Source organism: Pseudomonas auratipiscis (assembly GCF_036324085.1).
Taxonomy (GTDB): domain Bacteria; phylum Pseudomonadota; class Gammaproteobacteria; order Pseudomonadales; family Pseudomonadaceae; genus Aquipseudomonas; species Aquipseudomonas auratipiscis.
On the sequence record NZ_JAZDCU010000016.1, the window covers coordinates 74,316 to 96,377 of the forward strand.

The window sequence follows — 22,062 nt, forward strand, 5'->3', positions numbered from 1 at the left end:
ATTCTTCCTTTTTGCTCAGCGCGATGCCGTGAACGGCAGGCTCAGGAACAGATCAACAGCCACCGGCTTCTGATAAGCCTCGCGCGGCAATGGGGAGTCCGGGGCGATGGTCAGCGCCAGGTTTTTGTTGACCTCGTCGACACGGGAATCCACTACCTTGCCGGTGAAGTTTTCATCCAGACCAAACACCTTCATATCCACCGACTTCACTCGGGAGATATCGGCCAGCTTGTCGAAGGGCACGTTGGCGGTGACGAACAGGCCTTCATTGCGCGGTAGCAAGTGCATCAGCGGCGCCTGCTTGTAGCCATAACCATCGAGAGGCTTGGTGGGGAAGTAGACTTCGCAATCGCACGGGCTGTTGATCACCGTTTCGATAGTTGCGCGCCCAAGCAGGGTCTGCAGATCGCCTGGCGACAGATCCGCCACGGCTTTCATGTCCGCAGGGCTGGTGAAGCTGGTAGCCAACTGGGTAGAGATATTGGCCAAGGGTTGACCGGCCTTCACATCCGCCTGGCCGGGCTTGAGGAGGAACTTGACGTAGCCGTTGTCGGGCATGCTGATGACTTGCGCGTTGGCTGAAACCTGCGCCTGTACGGCAGGAATGCGGAAGAACAGCATGTAGCTCTTGTAGGCCACGAAGCCCGCTGCGGCGAGGCCGGCAGCGGCATAGAGCAGGGTACCGGCCACGGCCTTGAGGCGATCGCTGCCGTTGCGCGCACTGGCGTGCTGTTGCTTGCGTTCCTTGATGTAGTTTTCTCGCTGCATCACGTTGAATAGACCGTTGATGTCGGCAATTTCGCCCGATAGGTAGGCACTGATGATGTAGCGCAAGATGTCGCGCTTTTGCGCATCCAGGTCGACGAACTGCGCACCTACTTCCTCACCGCGCTGGGAAACGATGCGCACTTTACTGTCCAGGCTCAGGTTCAACTGATTCAGGCGCAGGCGAATCGAGGCGTTGTACAGGCTGCCGATGGTCAGCGGCTTGTCGTGACGCAGGCCAATGCCGCCCAGGGAGATGTCCTGCACGTTGGTTTCGATGGTGGGCTGGCCGGCCGCTGTAAGGGTGATGTGGGCATTGATCCGGGTGCGCACGTGCTGGCGTTCGTCGATAGCTTCGTGAACGACATTGGCTGCAGCTTTAGCGGGAACTGTAGGTGTACTTGAGCTACTCATGGCAGGCGCCTTTCCTTAACGTTGCGTGAGTTCGAGAAGAACCGAGATAACCCCGAAGAAAATCGCGATGGAGGAGAACAACATCGCTTTCGAGGACCAGCGGTTCAGGGCTGCATCGAAGTCGACGCTGCCGTTGCTTAAAGTGGTTTTCTGTCGGGTCCAGCGCTGCTGGTCCATGTGGAACAGCGCATAGATCTTCATCACCGAGCCGACGATCTGGTTGTAATAAAGAACAAAGGGGTACATCGGGCTGACCGGGTGGCCGGCAAACAGGAACAGCACAGTGACAATGCTGCGCGACAACAACACCCAGAACAGGTACACCAGCAGGTACTGGATGCCAAACACGACGCCAGCCACTACCGAGGCGGTAAGGCCCATCAGGCAGGTCCACATCGATACCCGTTGATCGAGCAGTACATACAAGGTGAACAGGCCCAGGCGCGCACGACCGAGCAGGGCGGTGGCGCGAAAGTTCTGTCGCAACGAGTTGCCGTACCAGCGGAACATCAGCAGTCGCGTGGCCCGCCAGAAACTGTTGTCTGGTGGATGCTCGACGGTCAGGGTATTGCTGTCGGGCACGTAGAAGGTGTCCCAGCCGGCGCGCATCAGGCTCAGCCACGATGACTTGTCGTCACCGGTGAGAAACTGGAAGCGACCCAGGCGCCAGTGTTCGAGAAAATCGGCTTCGACGTCGCGGATGAAGGCAGGATCGGTCATGACGCTGGCGCGAAAGAACGACAAGCGTCCGGTCAGGGTCAGTACGCGGTGCGACAGGGCCATGGAGCACATATTGATATGGCGCTGGACGAAACGCATCGAGTGCCACTGGCGCATCAGGTTGCTGCCTTCGACTTCGCAGAACTCGTTGGTGGTCAGGCCGCCGACCTTGGGCAAGTAGGCGAACAGTTTCACCGCACGTTCCACGCAGCCGGGCAGCATCATGGTGTCGCCATCGACCACACCGACAACCGAGTCTTCCAGTGGCATCTGCCGCGACAAAGCACGAAACGCATGGGCCAGGCCATCACGCTTGCCGGTGCCACGGGCGCGGACGATAACCAGCTTGATATCGTCGCGGCCCTTGACCTCGTTGCGCATGATTTCCTTGATGAACTGCTCGTCACCTTTTTCGACAATCGAAGCGATCACCGTGCAGGGCACATTGAGCCGTTGTATTTCCTGGAAAACCGACTGGTAGACCTTGAAGGTGGTATGGGTTGGAATGCGAAAGCTGGTCACCACCATGAACATATGTGCCGGCAGCGCGGCGTCACCCATGCGCTCCACAGCCTTGCGGATGCGTGGAAACTTCCAGTGCAGGAAGTACATGCCACGCAGGTAGTGCACGATGGCATTGCCATAGCGCCACATTCCCAAGGTGCCGATGATGAAGATGAAGCTGTGGTGGCTTGGGTCCAGATACGCCGGAGCGATCATTTCCGAGGCCAGGGCGATCAGGCCGAACAGGCAGGCCCAGGCGCAAAAGCTTGCGGCTCCCCGGCGTGCGCCTGAAGGCGGTTGTTGCTGTCGTTCCATCTAACCGTTGCTCCGTTCTACAGGCACATGGGCCTGACTGAAATGCGCACTTACCAGGCCCGACCGCGAGGCGGCAGGCAGAAAACGGCAGGTGTTCGGTTCAGTCAGGCGCAAACCTGGATTGCTTGCCCGTTGCTCTCTACGTAGCTTGGGCGTTACCAGCAGATACCCTGTTGGCTGTCGTTGCTGCCATGGGGCATGAAGCCGACCAGGTCGATGACCTGTTTGTCACTTGCAACATCCAGTGCCTGGGCGAAGCTATCGTCGTTGTTACCGAGCACAATCACGTCGGCGCCGTTGATCACTGTGCTGAGGTCATTGCACAGCAGCGACGACACATGGGGGATCTTCGATTCGATGTAGTCGCGATTGGCACCGAAGACACGGGCGTATTCGACGTTGGCATCGTAAATGGTCAGCTCGTAGCCTTTGCCGATGAGCATTTCTGCCAGTTCCACCAATGGGCTTTCGCGCAGGTCGTCAGTGCCGGACTTGAAACTCAAGCCGAGAAGACCGATACGACGTTTGTCCTGGCGGGCAATCAGGTCGAAAGCGTTGCGCACCTGATTGCGGTTGCTGTCCATGATCGAGGCCAGTAGAGGGTGCTCGACGTCCAGTTGTCCGGCGCGGTAGGTGAGGGCGCGTACATCTTTGGGCAAGCAAGAGCCGCCAAAGGCAAAACCTGGACGCAGGTAGTAACGCGACAAGTTGAGTTTGTAGTCCTGGCAAACCACGTCCATGACTTCACGGCCATCGACGCCGGAGGCCTTGGCGATGTTGCCGATTTCGTTGGCAAAGCTGACCTTGGTCGCATGCCAGACGTTGCAGGTGTACTTGATCATTTCGGCGACTTCGATCGACTTGCGAATCACCGGCGCATCAAGGCCCTTGTACAACGATTCGAGAAGGTCGCCAGACTGAGCGTCCAGTTCCCCGATCACGGTCATTGCCGGGAAGTCGTAGTCTTGGATAGCGGTGCTTTCACGCAGGAACTCAGGGTTCACCGCAACCCCGAAGTCAATCCCGGCACGTTTGCCCGAAGCGGCTTCAAGCAGCGGGATGACCACGTTCTTGGCGGTGCCTGGCAGGACAGTACTGCGCACCACTACGGTGTGGCGACTGGCTTTGTCACGCAGCGCCATGCCAATTTCGCGGCACACCGCCTCCATGTAGACCAGATCCAGGTCACCGTTTTTCTTGCTCGGGGTGCCGACGCACAACAGCGACATTTCCGTAGCCAGTACCGCAGCTTGAACATCGGTGGTGCCACGCAGACGACCACGGTTGACGCCATCGAGCAACAGTTGCTCAAGCCCAGGCTCGACAATAGGAGACTTGCCCTGGTTGATCATGTCGATCTTGTCCTGGGAAATGTCGACCCCTAGCACCTGATGACCCCGGGAGGACAGGCATCCCGCACAGACTGCACCTACATAACCCAATCCAAAAATACTGATATTCATAGTTCCCTCTTGCGAGCACAGCCTGGCTGTCCCGGTTACTCAGTTTATCGGTGAAATCGATGCGGCGAGCGCGCGATATCGTATCGCGCGCTGGACAGGCGAAGGCCGTGTGTTCGTTCTCTTGTTTATATCCTAAGGGGAGTTTTTTTAGTTAGGCAAGCAATCTGTTGTTTGATATTGAATTCAAACTAATATTAATTCATTGCAAATTAAAAACTGTTTAAAATCAATGACTTAAAGTTGTCAATTAGTTGTGCGTCAAAAAATATTTTCTTGTCAGTCGTCGACTAAATGGCGTCAAGAAATGAGTTTTTTGGGGTTTTGGCCAGATTTTGACGGTTTTGTGGCGGGCCTTTTGACGGGTTTGTCAGTTGGTTTTCTGATCTTGATGTTGTGTACTTAGTTGCCTGAGATAAATAGTAGTTGGGTAATTATCGAGATGGGCAAAGTGCCATCGCTTATGCGTGGAAAGTTCATCGGCCGGTAGTCAAGTCGAAGCAACTCAATAGAGAAGGTCATTGTTAAACCACTACTCTCGAGTATGTTGCTCGGCTTGTGCAGCGCTTGTCCTCCCGTGCATAGTGGCGCTTGAGTGGCCTATCTGGCAGGAATGCGTGGATAGCAGGCATGGACGATGGACCAAGGACATAGAACTGCAATGAACGGAATCGGACCCCGTCTACGGGAAGAAAGGGAGCGTCTGGGCCTTACCCAGCGCGTTTTCGGTGACATTGGCGGTGTCGAACCCAACGCCCAAGGCAAATATGAGAGTGGTGAACGTACACCCAAGGCCGACTATATGGCCGCCGTGGCCGCCAGGGGCGTCGATGCCCTGTATGTACTGAGCGGTACACGTACGCCGGTAGCCCAGGGCACCCTTAGCTCCGAAGAGGTCAGTTTGCTCGGTGCATTTCGCGCCCTGCCCACGGCCGACCAGGCCGCGGTCCAGCATTTGCTCGGTAGTCTCGCCAGCGCTCTGCCACGCACATGTGCGCTGGTTTGCGAGGCGGACCCGGTAGTCTTTGACCGCGTGGCGGCAAAGGACAAACGGGTGTCGATTTGATGACCTGTTCCGTTAGCTCTGGCACTTGGTTTTTGCTAAGGTGGCGGCATCCAATTGCCGCCGCAGTGTGAGGTGTCTGCTTGATTAGGGTCCTGGTGGTCGATGATCACGATCTGGTACGTACAGGCATCACCCGTATGCTGGCCGATATCGATGGTTTGCAGGTAGTGGGCGAGGCTGACTCTGGCGAGGCATCCTTGAAGGTGGCACGTGAGCTCAAGCCTGACGTCGTCCTCATGGACGTGAAAATGCCCGGCATCGGAGGCCTTGAGGCGACGCGCAAATTGCTGCGCAGCCACCCCGATGTAAAAGTGGTGGCGGTGACTGTCTGTGAAGAAGACCCGTTTCCGACTCGGTTGCTACAGGCCGGCGCAGCTGGTTACCTGACCAAAGGGGCAGGGCTCGACGAAATGGTGCAGGCCATTCGCCTGGTCTTTGCAGGTCAGCGCTATATCAGCCCGCAAATTGCTCAGCAACTGGCACTGAAACCGTTCCAGCCGCAAGGCTCGCCATTCGATACGCTGTCAGAGCGAGAAATCCAGATCGCCCTGATGATCGTCGGTTGCCAGAAAGTACAGATCATCTCCGATAAGCTGTGCCTGTCCCCGAAAACGGTGAATACTTACCGGTATCGAATTTTCGAAAAACTCTCGGTCACCAGCGACGTCGAGTTGACGCTGTTGGCGGTCCGCCATGGCATGGTTGACGCCAATCTCTGAACTCATGATTCCTGTGTTTGATGCAAGTGCCTTTCTGGCGACCTGCAGTGGTCGCCCAGGCGTTTACCGGATGTTCGACGGTGAAGCCCGGCTGCTGTATGTCGGTAAGGCAAAAAACCTCAAGAAGCGCCTGGCCAGTTATTTTCGCAAAACTGGCCTGGCGCCGAAGACGGCTGCGCTGGTGGCGCGTATTGCTCAGGTCGAAACCACCATTACCGCCAACGAGACCGAAGCGCTGCTGCTCGAGCAGACGCTGATCAAGCAGTGGCGGCCGCCGTATAACATTCTGTTGCGCGACGACAAGTCATATCCCTATGTGTTTCTCTCCGATGGTCCGTTTCCGCGCCTCGGCATTCACCGCGGAGCCAAGAAGCAGAAGGGCAAGTACTTCGGCCCCTATCCAAGTGCCGGGGCAATTCGCGAAAGCTTGAGCTTGTTGCAAAAGACCTTCTTTGTTCGCCAATGTGAAGACAGCTACTACAGCAACCGCACCCGCCCATGCCTGCAGTACCAGATCAAGCGCTGCAAGGCCCCCTGTGTCGGCTTGGTCGAGCCCGAGGAATATGCCATCGATGTACGCCACTCGGTGATGTTCCTCGAGGGGCGCAGTCACCAATTGACCAATGAACTCAATGCTGAGATGGAACAGGCGGCGATGGCCTTGGAATTTGAAAAGGCCGCCGAGCTGCGCGATCAGATCGGGCTGCTGCGCAGGGTCCAGGACCAGCAGAGTATGGAGGGCGGCAGTGGCGATGTGGATGTCGTCGCGGCGTTTACCAACCCTGGTGGCGCCTGTGTGCACTTGATCAGTGTGCGCGGTGGGCGTGTTTTGGGAAGCAAGAATTTCTTTCCGCAGGTTGGGATCGAAGAGGATGTGGCCGAGGTGATGGCCGCGTTTCTCTCGCAGTACTATATAGGTAACGCCGAGCGCGACCTGCCGGGCGAATTGATCGTTAACGTGGTGCATGAAGATTTCGCTGCGTTCACCGCGGCCATCGAAACCTTGCGCGGGCGCGAACTGACCATCAGCCATCGGGTGCGCGGTACCCGTGCGCGCTGGCAGCAGTTGGCGGTGACCAACGCCGAACAGGCCCTCGGCGCCCGCCTGGCGAACCGTCAGCACATGGCGTCACGCTTTGAAGCCTTGGCTCAGGTGCTGGCCCTCGATGAGGTGCCTCAACGCCTTGAGTGCTACGACATCAGTCACTCCAGTGGCGAGGCCACCGTAGCATCCTGCGTGGTGTTTGGGCCGGAGGGGCCGCTGAAATCGGACTACCGACGCTTCAACATCGAAGGCGTCACCCCGGGCGATGATTATGCGGCCATGCATCAGGCCCTGACTCGCCGCTTCGGGCGCATCAAGGACGGAGAGGGCAAGTTACCAGACGTGCTGTTGGTCGACGGCGGTAAGGGCCAGTTGAACATGGCCCGCGATGTGCTGCAGGAATTGGCGGTGCCAGACCTGATTCTGCTCGGCGTGGCCAAAGGCGTAACCCGCAAGGCGGGCTTTGAAACCTTGTACCTCAACGATGCGGCCCACGAGTTCACCCTCAAGGGCGACTCGCCAGCGTTGCACTTGATTCAGCAGATTCGTGACGAAGCGCACCGCTTTGCCATTACCGGCCACCGTGCCCGACGCGGTAAGGCCCGACGTACCTCCAGCCTTGAAGATGTAGCTGGGGTAGGACCAAAACGCCGTCGTGACCTGCTTAAACACTTCGGTGGCCTGCAGGAATTGACCCGTGCCAGCATCGAAGAAATCGCCAAAGCACCGGGAATCAGTAAAAAGCTTGCCGAGTCGATTTATGCGACCCTGCATAGCGAGTAGAATGCCCCCTCACTTTGCAGCCAGTTGTGCCGATGAATATCCCAAATCTACTTACAGTTCTTCGCGTCCTGCTCATTCCGATCTTCATTTTGCTGTTTTATGTTCCGTACCATTGGAGCTATATCGCAGCGAGCAGTGTCTTTGCTGTTGCAGCGGCCACCGACTGGCTTGACGGCTACCTGGCCCGCCGACTGCAGCAGAGCACACCCTTCGGAGCCTTCCTCGACCCCGTGGCGGACAAGTTGATGGTCGCTGTGGCCTTGGTGCTGTTGGTGCAGGTCCATGCAAACTTCTGGCTGACATTGCCAGCAGCGGTGATCATCGGTCGTGAGATCGTGGTATCGGCCCTGCGCGAATGGATGGCCGAGTTGGGCGCACGGGCACATGTCGCGGTGTCGAACCTGGGCAAGTGGAAAACCGCCGCACAAATGCTCGCGCTGGTGATTCTGTTGGCCAATCCGCCGGTGATGACCTTCTGGGTGATTTTGGGCTACGTCTTGCTGATGATTTCCGCAGGCCTGACCTTGTGGTCTATGGTGCACTACCTGCGCGCCGCCTGGCCGCACCTGCGCGAAGGTTCGGAACAAAAATAAAGCTTTTTTGAATCAAGGGCTTGACGGCGTTCCGTGAATCTATAGAATGGCCGTCACCAAATGCGGGAATAGCTCAGTTGGTAGAGCACGACCTTGCCAAGGTCGGGGTCGCGAGTTCGAGTCTCGTTTCCCGCTCCAAATATAGATCTGGGAATTTCATTAATTCTGTAGATCATCGAAAAAAGACGCTTCGGCGTCTTTTTTCGTTTCTGTGCAGCCCATTTGCGCCGACGGCAAACACTACCTGTCAGAAATGCCAGTTACTTCATTGCTCACTTCTGCGTACCTTCAAACCTATACCGCAATGGCGCATTCACGGAGGAAAGCCATGAGTAGGCCAATCAGGTCGTTCGCACTTAGTGGACTGATTTTTTACCACGTCAGCGCCTATGCCGCGCCTGGTGCGGCGACTGTAGACTCTATACAGCACCATTTCGCGCCCTGTTACGCGGCAGGTCAAAAGGTCAATTGTGAAGTCTCGGGCGTCGCTCGTATCGGCGAAGCCTTGTTGCTCGCCAATGACAAGCCTTTGCCCAACCCAGCTGATTCAGCTGTATTCACAATGGCGCTCAAGAACAACCAGATCATTGGCACTCCCAGCTACCTGGCAGTAGACGTGCTGCGCAGAGCAGACAAATATGAGGCGCTGACCACGACGTTGGATGGCAAGTTCGTCATCGCGAGCACTGCGTTCAACAAGGAGGGCAGCGAGCAGCAGGCTGCAGCAGATGCGCTCAGTACGCTGCTTTACTGGCCCGTCGATGCACCAGAAAAGGCGCAGGTCATTTCTCCTTCCACGCGTGGCAATGTCACAAGCTCACGCAGTTTGCGAGAACACATCAGCCACGCCATCGGTACTCCCTATTACCAGATCGAAGCGTTGACGACCGCTCCCGGCGACCGTCTGCTGGTAGGAATTCGTAAGCATGGACCTAGCAAAAAAGCAGCAGGTTTCTCATTCCTGCTGCTTTCTGTACCGTTCGCCATCACCGACAGCGGCTTCGTGTTGGGAGATAGTTTTGAGGTTGTCTGGAATCTCCCTGCCGACCAACTGATGCAGGCTCTTGATTTGCCTGCCGGCTCTCATCCCGAGTTAGGGATTTCCGCTATTGAATTCGATCGCTACAACCAGGACCGATTCTATGCTGCAACGAGCTTTGAACGCGGTAATACACTGGGTGGGTTTCTGTGGGTTCTGCCGCTGGAGGGCGATAAGCCGGGTAGACCACAAGCGGTGAGGCTCAAGGATGGCTCACCGCTCCAATTCACCAATAAGCCTGAAGGGGTTGAGGTGCTCGATAACAGCCATGTTCTGGTTGTACACGACGACGATCGGGTCAGGATGAACAACCCTGATACAGGCGTTGTGCGGCAACCGCACGAGTTTGCCTACAGCGTTATAACGTTTTCGCGTGACTAGGAGTTTGCGCGCTAACGTGCAATGTACGCCCCCGTGAGTGCATCTTTATAGACAGCAACAGATTCAACCCAACGTATCGGCAATCACAATGACTTCATCCAACAAGCGTTGATGGTGCGCTTGAGAGACATCGGCAAGCCCGCTGAGTGGGTCGCTCAGCACCACGTCGCCAGTGGAGGCGCGGACCATGAAATTACTGATTTCAAGGTCGATGGCAACGTCGGTGTTCCTGATGTACTCCGGCAGCAGGCGCTTCATGGCTTCGACAGCCTGTTGCGTGTACGGCTCGACAGGGGCGTCGTTCAGCTTCGTCAACAAGTTGCATTTGTCGGCCTGCGTACCTAACAGGTCGCCGTCGTCACAATCGGTCAGATGCACCAGCAGGTGCGCGACCGCGGCGCGCTGGGCAGGGTAGTCCTGCAGGCTCTCCAGACGTTCGAGATGGGCCAGCCACAGGTACTCGGCGCCGTAGTCACTCTCGTCGTACAGGGCGACGGCGCCGTAGTCTGCAAGCACTCCGACCACGCCAGGCAGGCCAAGCTGGCGCGCTTTTGCGGCGAAATCATGGGTGGCGTTGTCGGAAGACAAACGATGCACCGATGCCGCTGTTTCGCCCTCGAACAGCACGCTGAACGAACCTGTATTGATGATCTGTTTTCCCAAGAGGGGCGAGCGAGCGCGAACCGCTTCAAACATTGCACCCTCTAAAACCCGCTGATGCGAAAAATCCATCCTTGCCAACTCCTGTTGATTGACTACATCCGCTTGGCCTTGGACAACGTGCAAGGATCTCAAGGCAACTGCGGACCGGCTTCCAGCAAGTGGGGACTATACGAGTTGTGGCACGATTTTCGTAGGCCTTGTGTGCAGAAGAGGGCTGCTGGCGGCGCTTTCGCGCATAACGGCGACTGTGTACTATCGCGGCAGGCCGATGCTGCCTGCCGCTCGCTCCTCATTGGAAAGGTGAAAGCATCTCTGCTCCAAACCCTCTCGAGTCACTCTTGAACGTCGAGGTTTGGCAATGCGAGCACCAACATGCTTCGACGCCAGGAGGATTTATGCTGTCAATCGAGAAAGCCAAGCGCATGGCCAAGAGCCTGCGAAGCGCTTTGCAAGCGAGCGATCATGAAGTGTCTCACGCTAACGCGCTTGAGCTGGTCGCTCGGCAACTGGGTTACAAGGACTGGAACACCGCTGCGGCGCTGTTGCCGGCCGAGGCACCGCAACCGGTCATTACCTTTGACAAGGCCATCCCGATCTTGCGGATGTTCGACGAAACCAAGGCCCGCGAGTTCTACCTCGATTTCCTAGGTTTCAGCGTCGAATTCGAGCATCGATTCGAAGCGGATCTGCCGCTGTACCTTGGGCTCAACCGCGACGGGTTGCAGTTGCACCTGTCCGAGCACCATGGCGATGCCAGCCCTGGAACGACAATCTTTGTACCGATGCAAAACATCGAGTTGCTTCGTGACGAGCTGCTTACCAAGCGCTATGGCTACGGGCGTCCAGACATCGTTGAACAGGGCTGGGGCAAACTGTTGGAGGTGTACGACCCATTCGGCAATCGGATCAGGTTCTGCGAAAGCTGATTGCACAACAGGCGTTTCACTTCAGGTGGGCGCCTTGCATCCACCGTTGCGAGTACATTTCATTGCACACCCCTTACCAATTACCCAACGCCATTGCCCGATTTATTGGCGGCAATCAACTTATTGCCGACGAGGTGGGCGAGTCGCCCTGCAACGTCTTCAGCTTCACTCGAGGCAATGAGCGTTTTTTCCTCAAGGCCTGCAATTCGATCTATTCGTCCACGACCTACAGCGTTGTACGTGAAGCGCAGGTGCTGCAATGGCTGGATGGCCGGCTGAATGTTCCCGAGGTCGCCGTGGTTGCTCAAAGCGATGCCGGGCAGTTCATGATCACGCGTTGCGTACCTGGCGAACCGATACAAACCCGTAGCGACGATCAGGACACAATACTGGCGTTGTTTCGCGAAGCACTTCGGCAGTTGCAGGCTGTGGAGATCAGCGATTGCCCATTCGACTCGAGTGTTTCGCTGCGCCTGAATGAACTGGAATACCTCGTCGCCCACGATTTGTGTGCGGACGATGTCGATCTGCAGCAATGGCCGAATCTTACCAGCCCCAACAGGTTTCTGGCCCACCTGTACGCTACGCGACCGCTTGAAGAAAAGGCGTTCAGTCATGGCGACCTCTGCGACACCAACGTTTTCGTCGACGCCCACGACCAGTTGCATTTCATTGACTTGGGGCGCGGTGGTATCGCCGATCGCTGGCTGGACATCGCCTTTGCCCATCGAAACCTGCGCGAAGATGTTTCGGATAAAGCAGCAAACAGTCTGCTTCTGGGAATTGGCGAGCCGGACCAAGTGGCCAAGCGGGTGTTTTTCGAGCAGTTGGATGAGTTGTTTTAAGTGTTGAGCGAGGGCTGCGAAATGGCGCCTCGTCAGTCCACCTGAAAGCTCGGTACTGATTACCCGTTTGTACGGGAGGTGAGTAGCGAATGACGAGCGGGGAACGGTCCGAAGCTGTCCTTACACATTGCCAATCAACCCCAAAACAAATAATAATGCGATCAATTCCCATTTGAGATTCCCGTCATGTCGGCTGAGTCCGCTCCTCTGTCCGCCGCTGTAGCTGAACTTTACGTTGAACACAGCCCGTGGCTCCGCGGCTGGTTACGCAAACGCATGGGCGACTATAGCGATGCAGCCGACCTGGTACAGGACACCTTCGTCAAAGTCATCAAGGCAAACAGTGCACTGGAAATTCGCGAGCCTCGGGTTTACCTGACGACAATAGCCAAGGGCCTGATGATTGACCTGTTTCGCCGCCGCTCGTTGGAACAGGCATACTTCGAAACCCTGGCAAACCTACCCGCCGCTCTAGTCCCGAGCGCCGAGGCGCAAACGGTACTGTTTGAAACATTGATGGAGCTGGATCGAATGCTCGCAGGGCTTGGCGCGCGGGTGCGCGAGGTCTTCATCCTGTCGCAACTCGACGGCATGACGTACGCTCAAATTGCTGAGCAACTCGGTATTTCCCTGCGGACGGTCAATAGCCACATGGCCAAAGCCATGGAGCACATCTGCCTGCTGCAGTGGGAGCCCAGTGAATGAGCTTGTCGCCTTCACCTGCCCAGCGTGAGGCCATACGTGACGCAGCCCGCTGGTATGCGCAGTTGTCCTCGGGCATGGCCACCGCCGATGACCGTGCAAGTTGGCAATGCTGGCATGACAGCAGCCCCTTGCATCAACAGGCGTGGCAACGCATGCAGGCGGTCACCAATCCCCTGGAGTGTCTGCCTCGATCACTGGTCTCTTCAACGCTATTGAGCGCCGGGCGCACTCGCCGACAGGTGCTCTATGGCTTGGCGATGCTGCTGGGCGGCGGCACAATTGCGTCGCTGGGCTGGCGTAGCGATATGCGCCGAGAGCTGACCGCTGACCAGCGCACTGGCGTGGGCGAGCTGCGCACCCTGACATTGGCGGACGGCAGCCGGGTTATGCTCGACACCGACAGCGCTCTGGAGGTGCAGTTCGATGTTCAACAGCGACTGCTGGTGCTACGTCGTGGCCAGGTGTCGATCACCACCGCCGCCGACCCAGGCGCCCGGCCTTTTCTGGTCGATACCCGCTATGGCCGGATACGCGCCCTGGGCACCCGCTTCATCGTCAGTGTCGATGACCAGGGCAGCGAAGTGGCCGTTCTGGAGAAGGCTGTGCAACTGTCGTATGGCGCTACTCAGCACCTGCGCCTGGAGGCCGGTCAACGGGTGGCATTTGGAGCGTCGGGTATCGGTGCCGTGCGTGCCAACGATGCTGCGGTTGGCGCTTGGCAGGACGGCAGTCTGATCGCCATCGACCAGCCTCTGGGCGAACTGCTTGCCCAGTTGTCCCGCTATCGTCCCGGTTTGCTGTTCTGCGATCCGCAGGTGGCGGCGATGAAGATCTCCGGCGCGTTCCCGATTACCGACACAGACCTGGCGCTGGCGGCACTGCAAAGCGCCTTTGCGCTCAACGTGCATCGCCGTAGCCGATACTGGGTAACGGTCACAGCGCGGCGCTGATTTTTTTGTTTGATGTTGCACTTTTTCGTAGCCCCGTTCGGCTCTTCCTTCCATCTGATCAACTGAATGTTTTGGGAAGGGAACATGAGCAGCAAGCAGCGGGCACAAACGGCATCAGCCCTGGCGATCTATCTTTCACTCGGTACAGTGATCGCCTGGCCCAGTATCTCGATTGCCGAGCAGGTGAGCAGCAGCCAGGCCCGGGTCTACAATATCGCCCCCGGCACCTTGACCGAAACGTTGAGCCGCTTTGCCAGTTTCTCCAGGGTGGCATTGTCATTTGATGGGGCCAGCACCCAGGTGCGGCGCTCGCCAGGACTGCAAGGCAGTTACAATGTCGATCAGGGTTTCGCAGTATTGCTGGCCGGCAGTGGGCTGCAAGCGGTCCGCCAGGCAAATGGTGTGTACCTGCTGACAGAACACCGCCCGCGCGACGGCTCGGTGGAGTTGGGTGCGACCACCATCAACGGCCTGGGATTGGAAGAGGGCGCCCAAAGTTATACCGCCAACACCGCGACTGTTGGCAGCAAGGTGGCGACCTCGGTGCGTGAGGTGCCGCATTCGGTTTCGGTCATTACTCGTCAGCGCATAGAGGACCAGAACCTCAATAGCCTGACCGATGTGATGTCCAAAATGACCGGTGTTTCCTTGCAGAAAGGCGGTGTATCCCAGGCGGCTATGGGAAACGAAAGCAACTTTTTTTCGCGCGGTTTCGCGGTCTCCAATACCACCATCGACGGCGGTGCGCCCTTGACCACCTCGATCGCCGGCTACGGGTCGTTGAGCCAACTCGATATGGCTCAATATGATCGTGTCGAGTTCTTGCGCGGCGTCGATGGCTTGTACTCCAGTACTGGCGATCCGGGCGGCACTGTCAACCTGGTACGCAAGCGCGCCTTGCGGGACAAGCAACTGTCGTTCTCCGCTTCGGCCGGTTCCTGGGACAACTACCGCAGCGAGCTTGACGTGACCGGCGCGCTGGTCGATAGCGGCGATATCCGCGGTCGCCTGGGGATGGCCTACCAGGATAGCAAGTCGTTCATGGACTACGTTGACACGCAGAATTCGCTGACCTACGGCTCACTGGAATTCGACCTGGATCCCGACACCACCCTGACCTTGGGCGGCAGCTTCCAGGACAACGACGGCGTGCCGTATTACGCAGGCCTGCCGCGCTACACCAACGGCGACGACCTGGCACTGCCACGGCACACCGCGTATACCGCCGACTGGAACACGGTACGGGAAAAAACCACCCAGCTGTACACCAAGCTCGAGCATGCCTTCAACGCCGATTGGTCACTGACCACTGACTTGGCTTATGTCGACATCGATCGTGACTCTGCCGGCCTGTACTTCTTTGGTGGTGTCGATCCACTCACCGGTAGCGGTCCGACCTGGCACCAGTTCCCGAACAAAGGTGGCAGCGTGCGCAAGACCGTCAACAGCTATGTCAAAGGTGGTTTCGACGCTTTTGAACGACACCACGATGTGCTTTTCGGGGTTGACTACACCCATACCGTAGGCACTGTCAATCAGCGTACCGGTCGAATCCAGGGCCTTCCTGTGGACCTTGAGGGGCGTAATCCGCCGCAAAACCTGGGTAGCACGGCGAGCAAGAAGCAGGACCTGCCCGAGATCCGCCGCTCGGCCTATGGCATGACTCGCCTGGCACTGAGCGAAGACCTGAAGATTATCTTCGGTGGTCGTCTTACCGACTACGCCTATCAAAACAAGCAGGACTTCTACGACGGCGTCACGCCGCCATCGCGCCCGGCCACTCAGCACAAGCGGGGTGTTTTCACTCCTTATGCCGGCCTGACCTATGACCTGAACGAGCAGTGGACCGCCTACACCAGTTTTGCCGAGACCTTTACCCCGCAAGCCGGTGATACCGATACCCAAGGTGCCCAGCTCGATCCGGCGACGTCGAAGAACTACGAGATTGGCCTTAAGGGGCAACTGTTCGATGGCCGGGTCAATACCTCGTTTGCCCTCTATCGCATTGAGCAGGACGATACTGCGGTCTACGACGAGCTGGGTACCGGACCTATCGGTAGCGAAGCAACCTGCTGCTATTACAATGCGGGTCGGGTGATCAGCAAGGGCTTTGATGCCGAGATAAGCGGTGAAGTTGCCACAGGCCTGAACCTGATGGCCGGCTATACCTTCAACCGCCTCGAAGCCAAGGATGCCAACGAAGGTCGTAGCACCTTCGAAGGTGTCACGCCCAAACACCTGCTCAAGGTCTGGGGTACGTACCAACTGCCGGGCCAACTGCACGACTGGAAGGTTGGCCTGGGAGCGACCAGCCAAAGCGCAACCTCCAAGCAAGGGCAGGTGACGCCGTTCAACCCCGACACCGGCAAGTTTGACGGCACACCGGTTGACTACCAGTTCTTGCAGTCGGGTTATACCCTTTGGAGCGCGAGCCTGGACTACCAAATCGACAAGAACTGGTCAGCCACGCTCAATGCCAACAATCTCTTCGACAAGAAGTACTACTCGACAGTGGGCACCTCGGCTTACAACAACTTCTATGGCGATCCTCGCAACTTGATGGTGACCATTCGTAGCAAGTTCTGAGCGTCCCAGCCTCGGCGGGCACGCCCGCCGTCTACCTAAATCCCGCTGAACATACCAATGATCACGGCGTTGACCAGGTCGATGAAAAAGCCACACACCAGCGGCACGATCAGAAATGCCTGGTGCGCTGCGCCGTATTTCTGCGTAACGGTTGTCATGTTGACGATGGCCGTTGCCGTGGAGCCGAGGGTAATTCCGCCGAAGCCTGAGGCAATAACGCTGGCCTCGTAGTCGCGGCCCATGCAACGGAACACCACGAAGTAGGTGTAGAGAACCGTCAGCAGTACCTGCAAGGTCAAGGTGCACATAATGAACATCAGGGCCCCGCTGAGCTGCCACAGCTGCAGGCCCATCAAGGCCATGGTCAGGAACATGCCCAGGCAAATGTCGGAAATCAACGCCAGGCCGAGGCTGGCACCGCTCCAGCTTTTCAGTCGCTGTTCACCCAGCACCGCGAGCACCACATGGTGGATGATGATGCCCGCGAACAGGCAACTGACGAACTTCGGCAGGGTGATGCCGGCATCGACCAGCAACAGGTTGAGTCCATAGCCGAGCATCAATGTCAGGTTGAGCCACATCCATGCCCAGAGCACGTCGTAGTAGTTCACTGAATTGTTGGCTTGGTGCTCAAGAATGCCGACCTCCAGCGCTGCATCCCGGGAAGGTTTAAGTTGATGGCGGCGTATCAATTGGTTGGCGATCGGGCCGCCGATCACGCACGCGGCGATAAGCCCTACGGTGTTACTGGCGATGCCCAGTTCATGGGCGTTATTGATCCCCAGTTTTTCAACGAACAGTGGTGCCCAGGCCAGGGTGGTGCCCACACCACCTGTGAGGGAGATGGAACCGACCATCAAACCAGCCTTTGGATCGAGGCCGAACGCTTCGGCCATGCCCATACCCAGGGTGTTCTGCAGCACGATGAAGGCGCTGGCGAGAAACAGCAGGATGAGCAGTGGGCGCCCGCCCTTGACGAGTTGGCGCATGTCCGATTTCAAGCCGATGCCGGCGAAGAAATACAGCAGCAAGGTGTCGCGAACCTGCAAATCGAATTCGACCTGAACATTGAGGCCGAAATACAGAATACTGGTCACCGCCGCGCAAACGAAGCCGCCGACGACGGATTCGGGAATGCAGTACTGACGTAGCAGGGTACTGCGCTGGACCAGGGTCTTACCCAGGAACAGCAGAAGAATGGCCAGCGTGAAGCTCACGAGGCCGTGAATCGGGAAGAGCTGGGAGGTCATCGAGGCCTACCTAAAAATCCGGGAAAGTCATTATCAGGGCACCGCCATTTTGCGTTCTGATTGGCGTCAATGAACGGTGAAATGAGCATAGCAGCAAGGTCTGAAGCGTGGATTTGGTCGCAAAAACTTGAATTGCGCGGCGTCGCTCGACAGAATCGCGCCCCGATCCGGGCAAAGCTGCCGGGCGATTGTGGTGAAGAGAGGTTGCAGTTGAACGAACAGACATTGTCTGCGCGCCTGGAGCGTGTGGCGGCACATGTACCGGTGGGTGCACGCTTGGCCGATATCGGCTCGGATCATGCCTACCTACCTGTGGCACTGACGCGCCGTGGCGTCATCGCAGCAGCGGTAGCGGGGGAGGTGGCCTTGACGCCGTTTCACTCTGCCCAATGCACGGTACGCGAGAATGCGCTGGAGCAACTGATTTCGGTACGCCTGGCCAACGGCCTGGGTGCAATCGAGGCGCAGGACGCAATCACTGCAATCAGCATCTGTGGCATGGGTGGCGAGACGATTCGCGACATTCTTGAAGCCGACAAGTCACGCCTGAGCGGCGAGGAGCGATTGATCCTGCAACCCAACGGCGGCGAAGGGCCGTTGCGCCAATGGTTGATGGAAAATGGCTATCGGATTCTCTGTGAGGAAGTGCTGCGGGAAAACCGCTTTGACTACGAAATTATTGTTGCCGAGCGTGCTGGTCCTGTGGCCTACACCGCACGGGAGCTGTATTTCGGCCCGATGCAAATGCAGGTGCGCAGCCCCGCATTTGTGCAGAAGTGGCAGCGCATGCTGCGCCAGAAGCAACGAATTTTGAGCAACTTTGCCCGGGCACGGCAGGATGTTCCCGAACAAAAGGTCGAAGACGTCACCCGCCAGGTGCGGTGGATTGCCGAGTTGTTGGCTTAATGGCTCGACGTGGTTTGAGCATGATTGGTTTGCTCCCTATGCAATTCAGTCGGCAGGTTTTGAGTTAGCGCTTTTGGCCTTGGCAATCATGTCACTTAGCTGGGCGAGAAACGCGTCGACATCGATCTCGACAAATTCCCCGCAGGAAGCCGCGATGATCTTTTCGGCAAATTCAGGGCTGTATTCCAGCGCTTGGTAGTCCGGACTGGTTTTATCCACGGTTTTGAAGAACCATTCACCTTGCGCTTCTTCCCCGACCAGGCACTCCAGCTCTTGAAGGCCCAGTAGCGTCGACTGGTACTGGGCTTCTTCCAGTGCTGGAAACTTGCTCGCAACGGCGCGCTTGAGGTCAATGGCACGCGTGCCCTCGGCGGCGAGTTCCACGATCAACGCCTGCAGCGGATTGAAGTCATTCATTGCTCACCTCGACTGTTCATTCAGATTGTTCAGCGAGCCCTCGTTGATGCTTCGAGGGCACGTGGCGCATTGATCAGGCTGCGACAGCGGCGCGTTGATCGCCCAGGTCATAGCCAATCATGAACAGTGCAGCTTCGAGCGCACGCAAGGGGGCGTACGGGGCCGCCACCGAGTGGAACGGACTGTCGTGTGCAGCGGGGTGGGCCAGTACCGCAGTCAACAGCCAGTTGGCACGAAGATTCCACAGGGCGTGGTGAGATCCCGAGCGCAGGCCCTTGAACTGGAGGTTGCCAATGCCCGGGTTGCGACGTTTCGGGGCACTTGCGTTGGCTGCCTCCTTCGCACCCGCCCAGGGGAAGCTCAATGCTTGCGGTACGCTCGACAAACTGTGCGTCTGGCAGTACTTCACCACCAGCCATCCCAGCGCTGCGGCGACACGGCTGTCGTAGATGACAAAGTTCTTGCACAGCAGCGAGTAGACTTTGGTCATCCCCGAATTGAAACGCAGTTGCTTGGCGCGAAGCGTTGGCGCACATTCATCGCCAGCGTCCATTGCGACTTGGACAGTCTTGAGAGCGTTTGCCAAACCCGCCTTGTTCAAGGTAAGCCAGTTGGCGTTGCCGGCACTCACGCCTCCCCAGCGCATAACATCCAGGGTCGCCTCAAGCGCGCGCCCGTCATCGCCATCGATGCCTTGCAGATCGTTGCGCAATGCCGCCAGGGCCAGGCCGTTGCTGGCAGAACAGCTGCCGGGATTGAACCCCAGGCGGGCATTGCCCGGATGATTCCAGCGGTACTTGCAGAACGCGTCGAACAAGCTATTGCACGACCATTGCGTGGCACTGCGCCGATCAACATACTCGTGCTTGAAGCGCGACTGCGAGTCGAGCTCGGCCGCGAGCCAGTCAGTGAACTGGGCAACGTGGGGAAGGGCGAAATAAGTTTGCCGATTCATCAATGCTCCTGTGGGCTGGCACTACGGTTGGCGAGATTGCCTGCCAGCCAGAGCATCAAAACATCAGATAGGGACAGATCGTGTCCGCAATGGGATGACTGTGGAAAATAAAGTGGATTTGTTCGATCGTCGCGATTGTCTGCGCAAAATTTTGCTTAGTTACAAGGCGCCACAATCGACCCCGATTCTACATGAGCGTTTGTGTGCCGAGCTTGAGTTGGAGCACCACAACCCCAAGAACACGCAGCGCGACCTTGAAGCACTGGAGCGTATCGGCGAGGTCCGGCAAGTGCAGATGGACACCGACCTCAGGGCCAACTACTGGGTAGGTGAAGGCGCAAGTCTCGACCTGACCCTGTTGCCCACCGAAGCCATGACCGTCACCGCCATCATCGACCACGCCGCCCGTTTCGGTCTGCAGGCGCCGCCGGCAATGCTGAAAAAACTGCGTGGCTACGTGGACCGGGTCATGAGCAAGGTACCCATCCGCAAGCTGGAGTGGACCAAACGCATCACCACCGGCACACGTTTTACCGTGTTGCTACCCGGGCGGTCCAACCCCGGGCATGTCGCAAGGATTCAAGACGCGCTGTTATACGACGAGCCGCTGAAGGTCACCTACCTGCCCAGGGATGCGGGCGGTGTTGAGTGTGTCTATCACCTGAAGCCATTGGCGTTGTCTTATCAAGATTCCAACATCTACCTGTCTGCCTACGTACTGGAAGAAGAGTGGCCGCAAGGCTGCGCGCCCGAGCCCGGGGCAAAACGCGGGAAGTACAGCAGCAATGGCCCGAACACAATGTGTGCGCTGATGCTGCACCGAGTTGTAGCGGTTACCGAAAGCAGTCGGCACATCTGCGAACCTGACGACTATGACGTCAACTCGGTGGAAGCACAAAAGCACCTCATGACCATCCATGGCGATGATCCTGTGCAGCTAACGTTGCGCTTGGGCGCCAACTTGCACAATCGGCTCGTTGAAAATCCGTTGGCCGAAAATCAGGTCATGGTTCCATCTGTCGACGGCAAGTGGGAGCTCAATTGCACCTTGCACGATACCCAAGGCCTGCGGTTGTTCCTGTTGAGTAATGCCGACGAAATCGAGGTGTTGGCGCCAGCGGTTGTTCGCGCGCATGTCAGGGATACGCTGCGTCGGGCGGTCAGTCTTTATGCCGATGATTGACGGTGGGCGCGGCGCGATTTCTGTCTTGAGCTGACGAAGCGATATACTCCCAGCCCTTTGCTATCGCTCGAGAGACGTTCATGCGGCAGGTTTTGCTTATCGTTGATGTGCAGTCCACCTTCAGTCCTCCCGAGTGGCTGGTCGATGGTGTGCGGGCGCTGTCAGAGAGAATCCTTACCATCGCGTCGGTCGAGCTGCATGACGAGGGGATAACCCCGTTCCAAAAGCAACTCGGTTGGCATCCTGCCGCCGAGGATGAAAGCCTGGTCGAGGCTGACCGAGTGTTTGTAAAGCATGGCTACGGGCAGACCGGTGAAACGATCGAGTACATCAAGCAGTTAGGCGTCGAACGCGTGCTGGTGTGTGGGATCCAGACCGAAACCTGCGTACTTGCCGCCGGTTTCGCACTCTTTGATGCGGGGCTGTCGCCGACGCTGGTGACTGACCTGACGGTGGGCTCCTCCCTGGATCGCTCGGGGCAGTTGGGGATCAAACTGTGGGAACACCACTTCCGTCAGGTCACCACTCGAGCCGAAATTCTGGCCGAGCTCGACGCTTAGCAGGCAGGCGGCTCCAGCGCCTGCAGAGTACTTGATCAGCTTTCAGGTGCCACAGTTGGTTCCTGGCTGGATTCGGCTTCCAGTTTCAGTCGGTCAGCTTTGCTGATGTATTTAGGTTTGCTCTTCGGAGCCAGTTTGGCGCTGGCTTTTTTGGCGTGAGCCGTCAGCAGTTGCTTGATTTTCTTGCGGCGATTCATTTTTTCTACTCAGCTCTGCGTCAATACCCCGAAGTCTGTCATATCTGTTGCGCCACGCAAATGAAACGCCGCCTTAGCGTGTGTTCCAGGACGCGCTACGTCCGGAATTGCTATT

General features: G+C 57.5%; 21 protein-coding genes and 1 tRNA gene. 14 read left to right on the forward strand and 8 right to left on the reverse strand.

Going from position 1 to position 22,062, the window contains the following annotated elements:
- Positions 1-15: 15 nt before the first annotated feature.
- The 3 genes from V0R60_RS20395 to V0R60_RS20405 form a co-directional block, all read right to left on the reverse strand.
- On the reverse strand, positions 16-1,179 hold the full coding sequence (locus V0R60_RS20395) for a PilZ domain-containing protein (protein WP_136475617.1): 1,164 nt from the start codon (positions 1,177-1,179) through the stop codon (positions 16-18).
- 15 nt (positions 1,180-1,194) lie between these two features.
- A complete protein-coding gene (locus V0R60_RS20400) occupies positions 1,195-2,718 on the reverse strand; it encodes a glycosyltransferase (protein WP_136475618.1) in 1,524 nt (507 codons plus the stop codon).
- A gap of 155 nt (positions 2,719-2,873) precedes the next feature.
- Positions 2,874-4,181, reverse strand: a complete 1,308-nt coding sequence (locus V0R60_RS20405; RefSeq protein ID WP_330080223.1) for a nucleotide sugar dehydrogenase — start codon at positions 4,179-4,181, stop codon at positions 2,874-2,876.
- 658 nt (positions 4,182-4,839) lie between these two features.
- Here V0R60_RS20405 and V0R60_RS20410 point away from each other — a divergent pair.
- The 6 genes from V0R60_RS20410 (at position 4,840) to V0R60_RS20435 (ending at position 9,804) form a co-directional block, all read left to right on the forward strand.
- A complete protein-coding gene (locus tag V0R60_RS20410; protein ID WP_136475620.1) occupies positions 4,840-5,244 on the forward strand; it encodes a helix-turn-helix domain-containing protein in 405 nt (134 codons plus the stop codon).
- Positions 5,245-5,324: 80 nt separating this feature from the next.
- Positions 5,325-5,963 carry a response regulator transcription factor GacA gene (gene gacA, locus V0R60_RS20415; RefSeq protein WP_136475621.1) on the forward strand — a complete coding sequence of 213 codons (639 nt, stop codon included), beginning with the start codon at positions 5,325-5,327 and terminating at the stop codon, positions 5,961-5,963.
- A gap of 4 nt (positions 5,964-5,967) precedes the next feature.
- Positions 5,968-7,791 carry an excinuclease ABC subunit UvrC gene (gene uvrC, locus V0R60_RS20420; RefSeq protein ID WP_136478912.1) on the forward strand — a complete coding sequence of 608 codons (1,824 nt, stop codon included), beginning with the start codon at positions 5,968-5,970 and terminating at the stop codon, positions 7,789-7,791.
- Between the two features lie 32 nt (positions 7,792-7,823).
- Positions 7,824-8,384: a CDP-diacylglycerol--glycerol-3-phosphate 3-phosphatidyltransferase gene (gene pgsA, locus V0R60_RS20425; protein ID WP_136475622.1), complete on the forward strand. Its 561-nt coding sequence runs from the start codon at positions 7,824-7,826 to the stop codon at positions 8,382-8,384.
- 62 nt (positions 8,385-8,446) lie between these two features.
- A tRNA-Gly gene (locus tag V0R60_RS20430) sits at positions 8,447-8,522 on the forward strand.
- Positions 8,523-8,712: 190 nt separating this feature from the next.
- Positions 8,713-9,804, forward strand: a complete 1,092-nt coding sequence (locus tag V0R60_RS20435; RefSeq protein WP_168198454.1) for a hypothetical protein — start codon at positions 8,713-8,715, stop codon at positions 9,802-9,804.
- Positions 9,805-9,867: 63 nt separating this feature from the next.
- Here the strand turns inward: V0R60_RS20435 and V0R60_RS20440 are convergent, their stop codons facing one another.
- Entirely contained in the window at positions 9,868-10,500 is a 633-nt protein-coding gene (locus V0R60_RS20440) for a hypothetical protein (RefSeq protein ID WP_218571424.1), read from the reverse strand.
- 362 nt (positions 10,501-10,862) lie between these two features.
- On the opposite strand from V0R60_RS20440, the gene V0R60_RS20445 reads away from it, so the two are divergent.
- The 5 genes from V0R60_RS20445 to V0R60_RS20465 all read left to right on the forward strand — a co-directional run bounded on the left by V0R60_RS20445 (position 10,863) and on the right by V0R60_RS20465 (position 16,479).
- A complete protein-coding gene (locus V0R60_RS20445) occupies positions 10,863-11,393 on the forward strand; it encodes a glyoxalase superfamily protein (protein WP_330080222.1) in 531 nt (176 codons plus the stop codon).
- Between the two features lie 62 nt (positions 11,394-11,455).
- Positions 11,456-12,238 (forward strand): APH(3') family aminoglycoside O-phosphotransferase, encoded by a 783-nt coding sequence (locus V0R60_RS20450; protein WP_330080221.1) that lies wholly within the window; start codon positions 11,456-11,458, stop codon positions 12,236-12,238.
- A gap of 186 nt (positions 12,239-12,424) precedes the next feature.
- Positions 12,425-12,943, forward strand: a complete 519-nt coding sequence (locus V0R60_RS20455; RefSeq protein ID WP_330080220.1) for a sigma-70 family RNA polymerase sigma factor — start codon at positions 12,425-12,427, stop codon at positions 12,941-12,943.
- Complete coding sequence (locus tag V0R60_RS20460; protein ID WP_330080219.1) at positions 12,940-13,893, forward strand: FecR domain-containing protein; 954 nt, start codon at positions 12,940-12,942, stop codon at positions 13,891-13,893. The genes V0R60_RS20455 and V0R60_RS20460 overlap by 4 nt, the downstream gene beginning before the upstream one ends.
- An 84-nt stretch (positions 13,894-13,977) precedes the next feature.
- Positions 13,978-16,479, forward strand: a complete 2,502-nt coding sequence (locus tag V0R60_RS20465; protein ID WP_330080218.1) for a TonB-dependent siderophore receptor — start codon at positions 13,978-13,980, stop codon at positions 16,477-16,479.
- 35 nt (positions 16,480-16,514) lie between these two features.
- Here V0R60_RS20465 and gltS read toward each other — a convergent pair whose 3' ends face one another.
- Positions 16,515-17,729, reverse strand: coding sequence for a sodium/glutamate symporter (gene gltS, locus V0R60_RS20470; RefSeq protein WP_136475628.1), 1,215 nt, complete (start codon positions 17,727-17,729; stop codon positions 16,515-16,517).
- Between the two features lie 210 nt (positions 17,730-17,939).
- On the opposite strand from gltS, the gene V0R60_RS20475 reads away from it, so the two are divergent.
- Positions 17,940-18,635: a tRNA (adenine(22)-N(1))-methyltransferase gene (locus tag V0R60_RS20475; protein ID WP_330080217.1), complete on the forward strand. Its 696-nt coding sequence runs from the start codon at positions 17,940-17,942 to the stop codon at positions 18,633-18,635.
- Between the two features lie 45 nt (positions 18,636-18,680).
- Here V0R60_RS20475 and V0R60_RS20480 read toward each other — a convergent pair whose 3' ends face one another.
- Positions 18,681-19,052, reverse strand: coding sequence for a hypothetical protein (locus V0R60_RS20480; RefSeq protein ID WP_330080216.1), 372 nt, complete (start codon positions 19,050-19,052; stop codon positions 18,681-18,683).
- Between the two features lie 73 nt (positions 19,053-19,125).
- On the reverse strand, positions 19,126-20,007 hold the full coding sequence (locus V0R60_RS20485) for a hypothetical protein (protein ID WP_330080215.1): 882 nt from the start codon (positions 20,005-20,007) through the stop codon (positions 19,126-19,128).
- 112 nt (positions 20,008-20,119) lie between these two features.
- On the opposite strand from V0R60_RS20485, the gene V0R60_RS20490 reads away from it, so the two are divergent.
- Both V0R60_RS20490 and V0R60_RS20495 read left to right on the forward strand, forming a co-directional pair.
- Positions 20,120-21,190, forward strand: coding sequence for a helix-turn-helix transcriptional regulator (locus V0R60_RS20490; RefSeq protein ID WP_330080214.1), 1,071 nt, complete (start codon positions 20,120-20,122; stop codon positions 21,188-21,190).
- Between the two features lie 80 nt (positions 21,191-21,270).
- Entirely contained in the window at positions 21,271-21,750 is a 480-nt protein-coding gene (locus V0R60_RS20495) for an isochorismatase family protein (protein WP_136475644.1), read from the forward strand.
- A 35-nt stretch (positions 21,751-21,785) separates the two neighbouring features.
- Here V0R60_RS20495 and V0R60_RS20500 read toward each other — a convergent pair whose 3' ends face one another.
- Positions 21,786-21,947: a DUF2986 domain-containing protein gene (locus tag V0R60_RS20500; RefSeq protein ID WP_136475645.1), complete on the reverse strand. Its 162-nt coding sequence runs from the start codon at positions 21,945-21,947 to the stop codon at positions 21,786-21,788.
- Positions 21,948-22,062 lie beyond the last annotated feature (115 nt).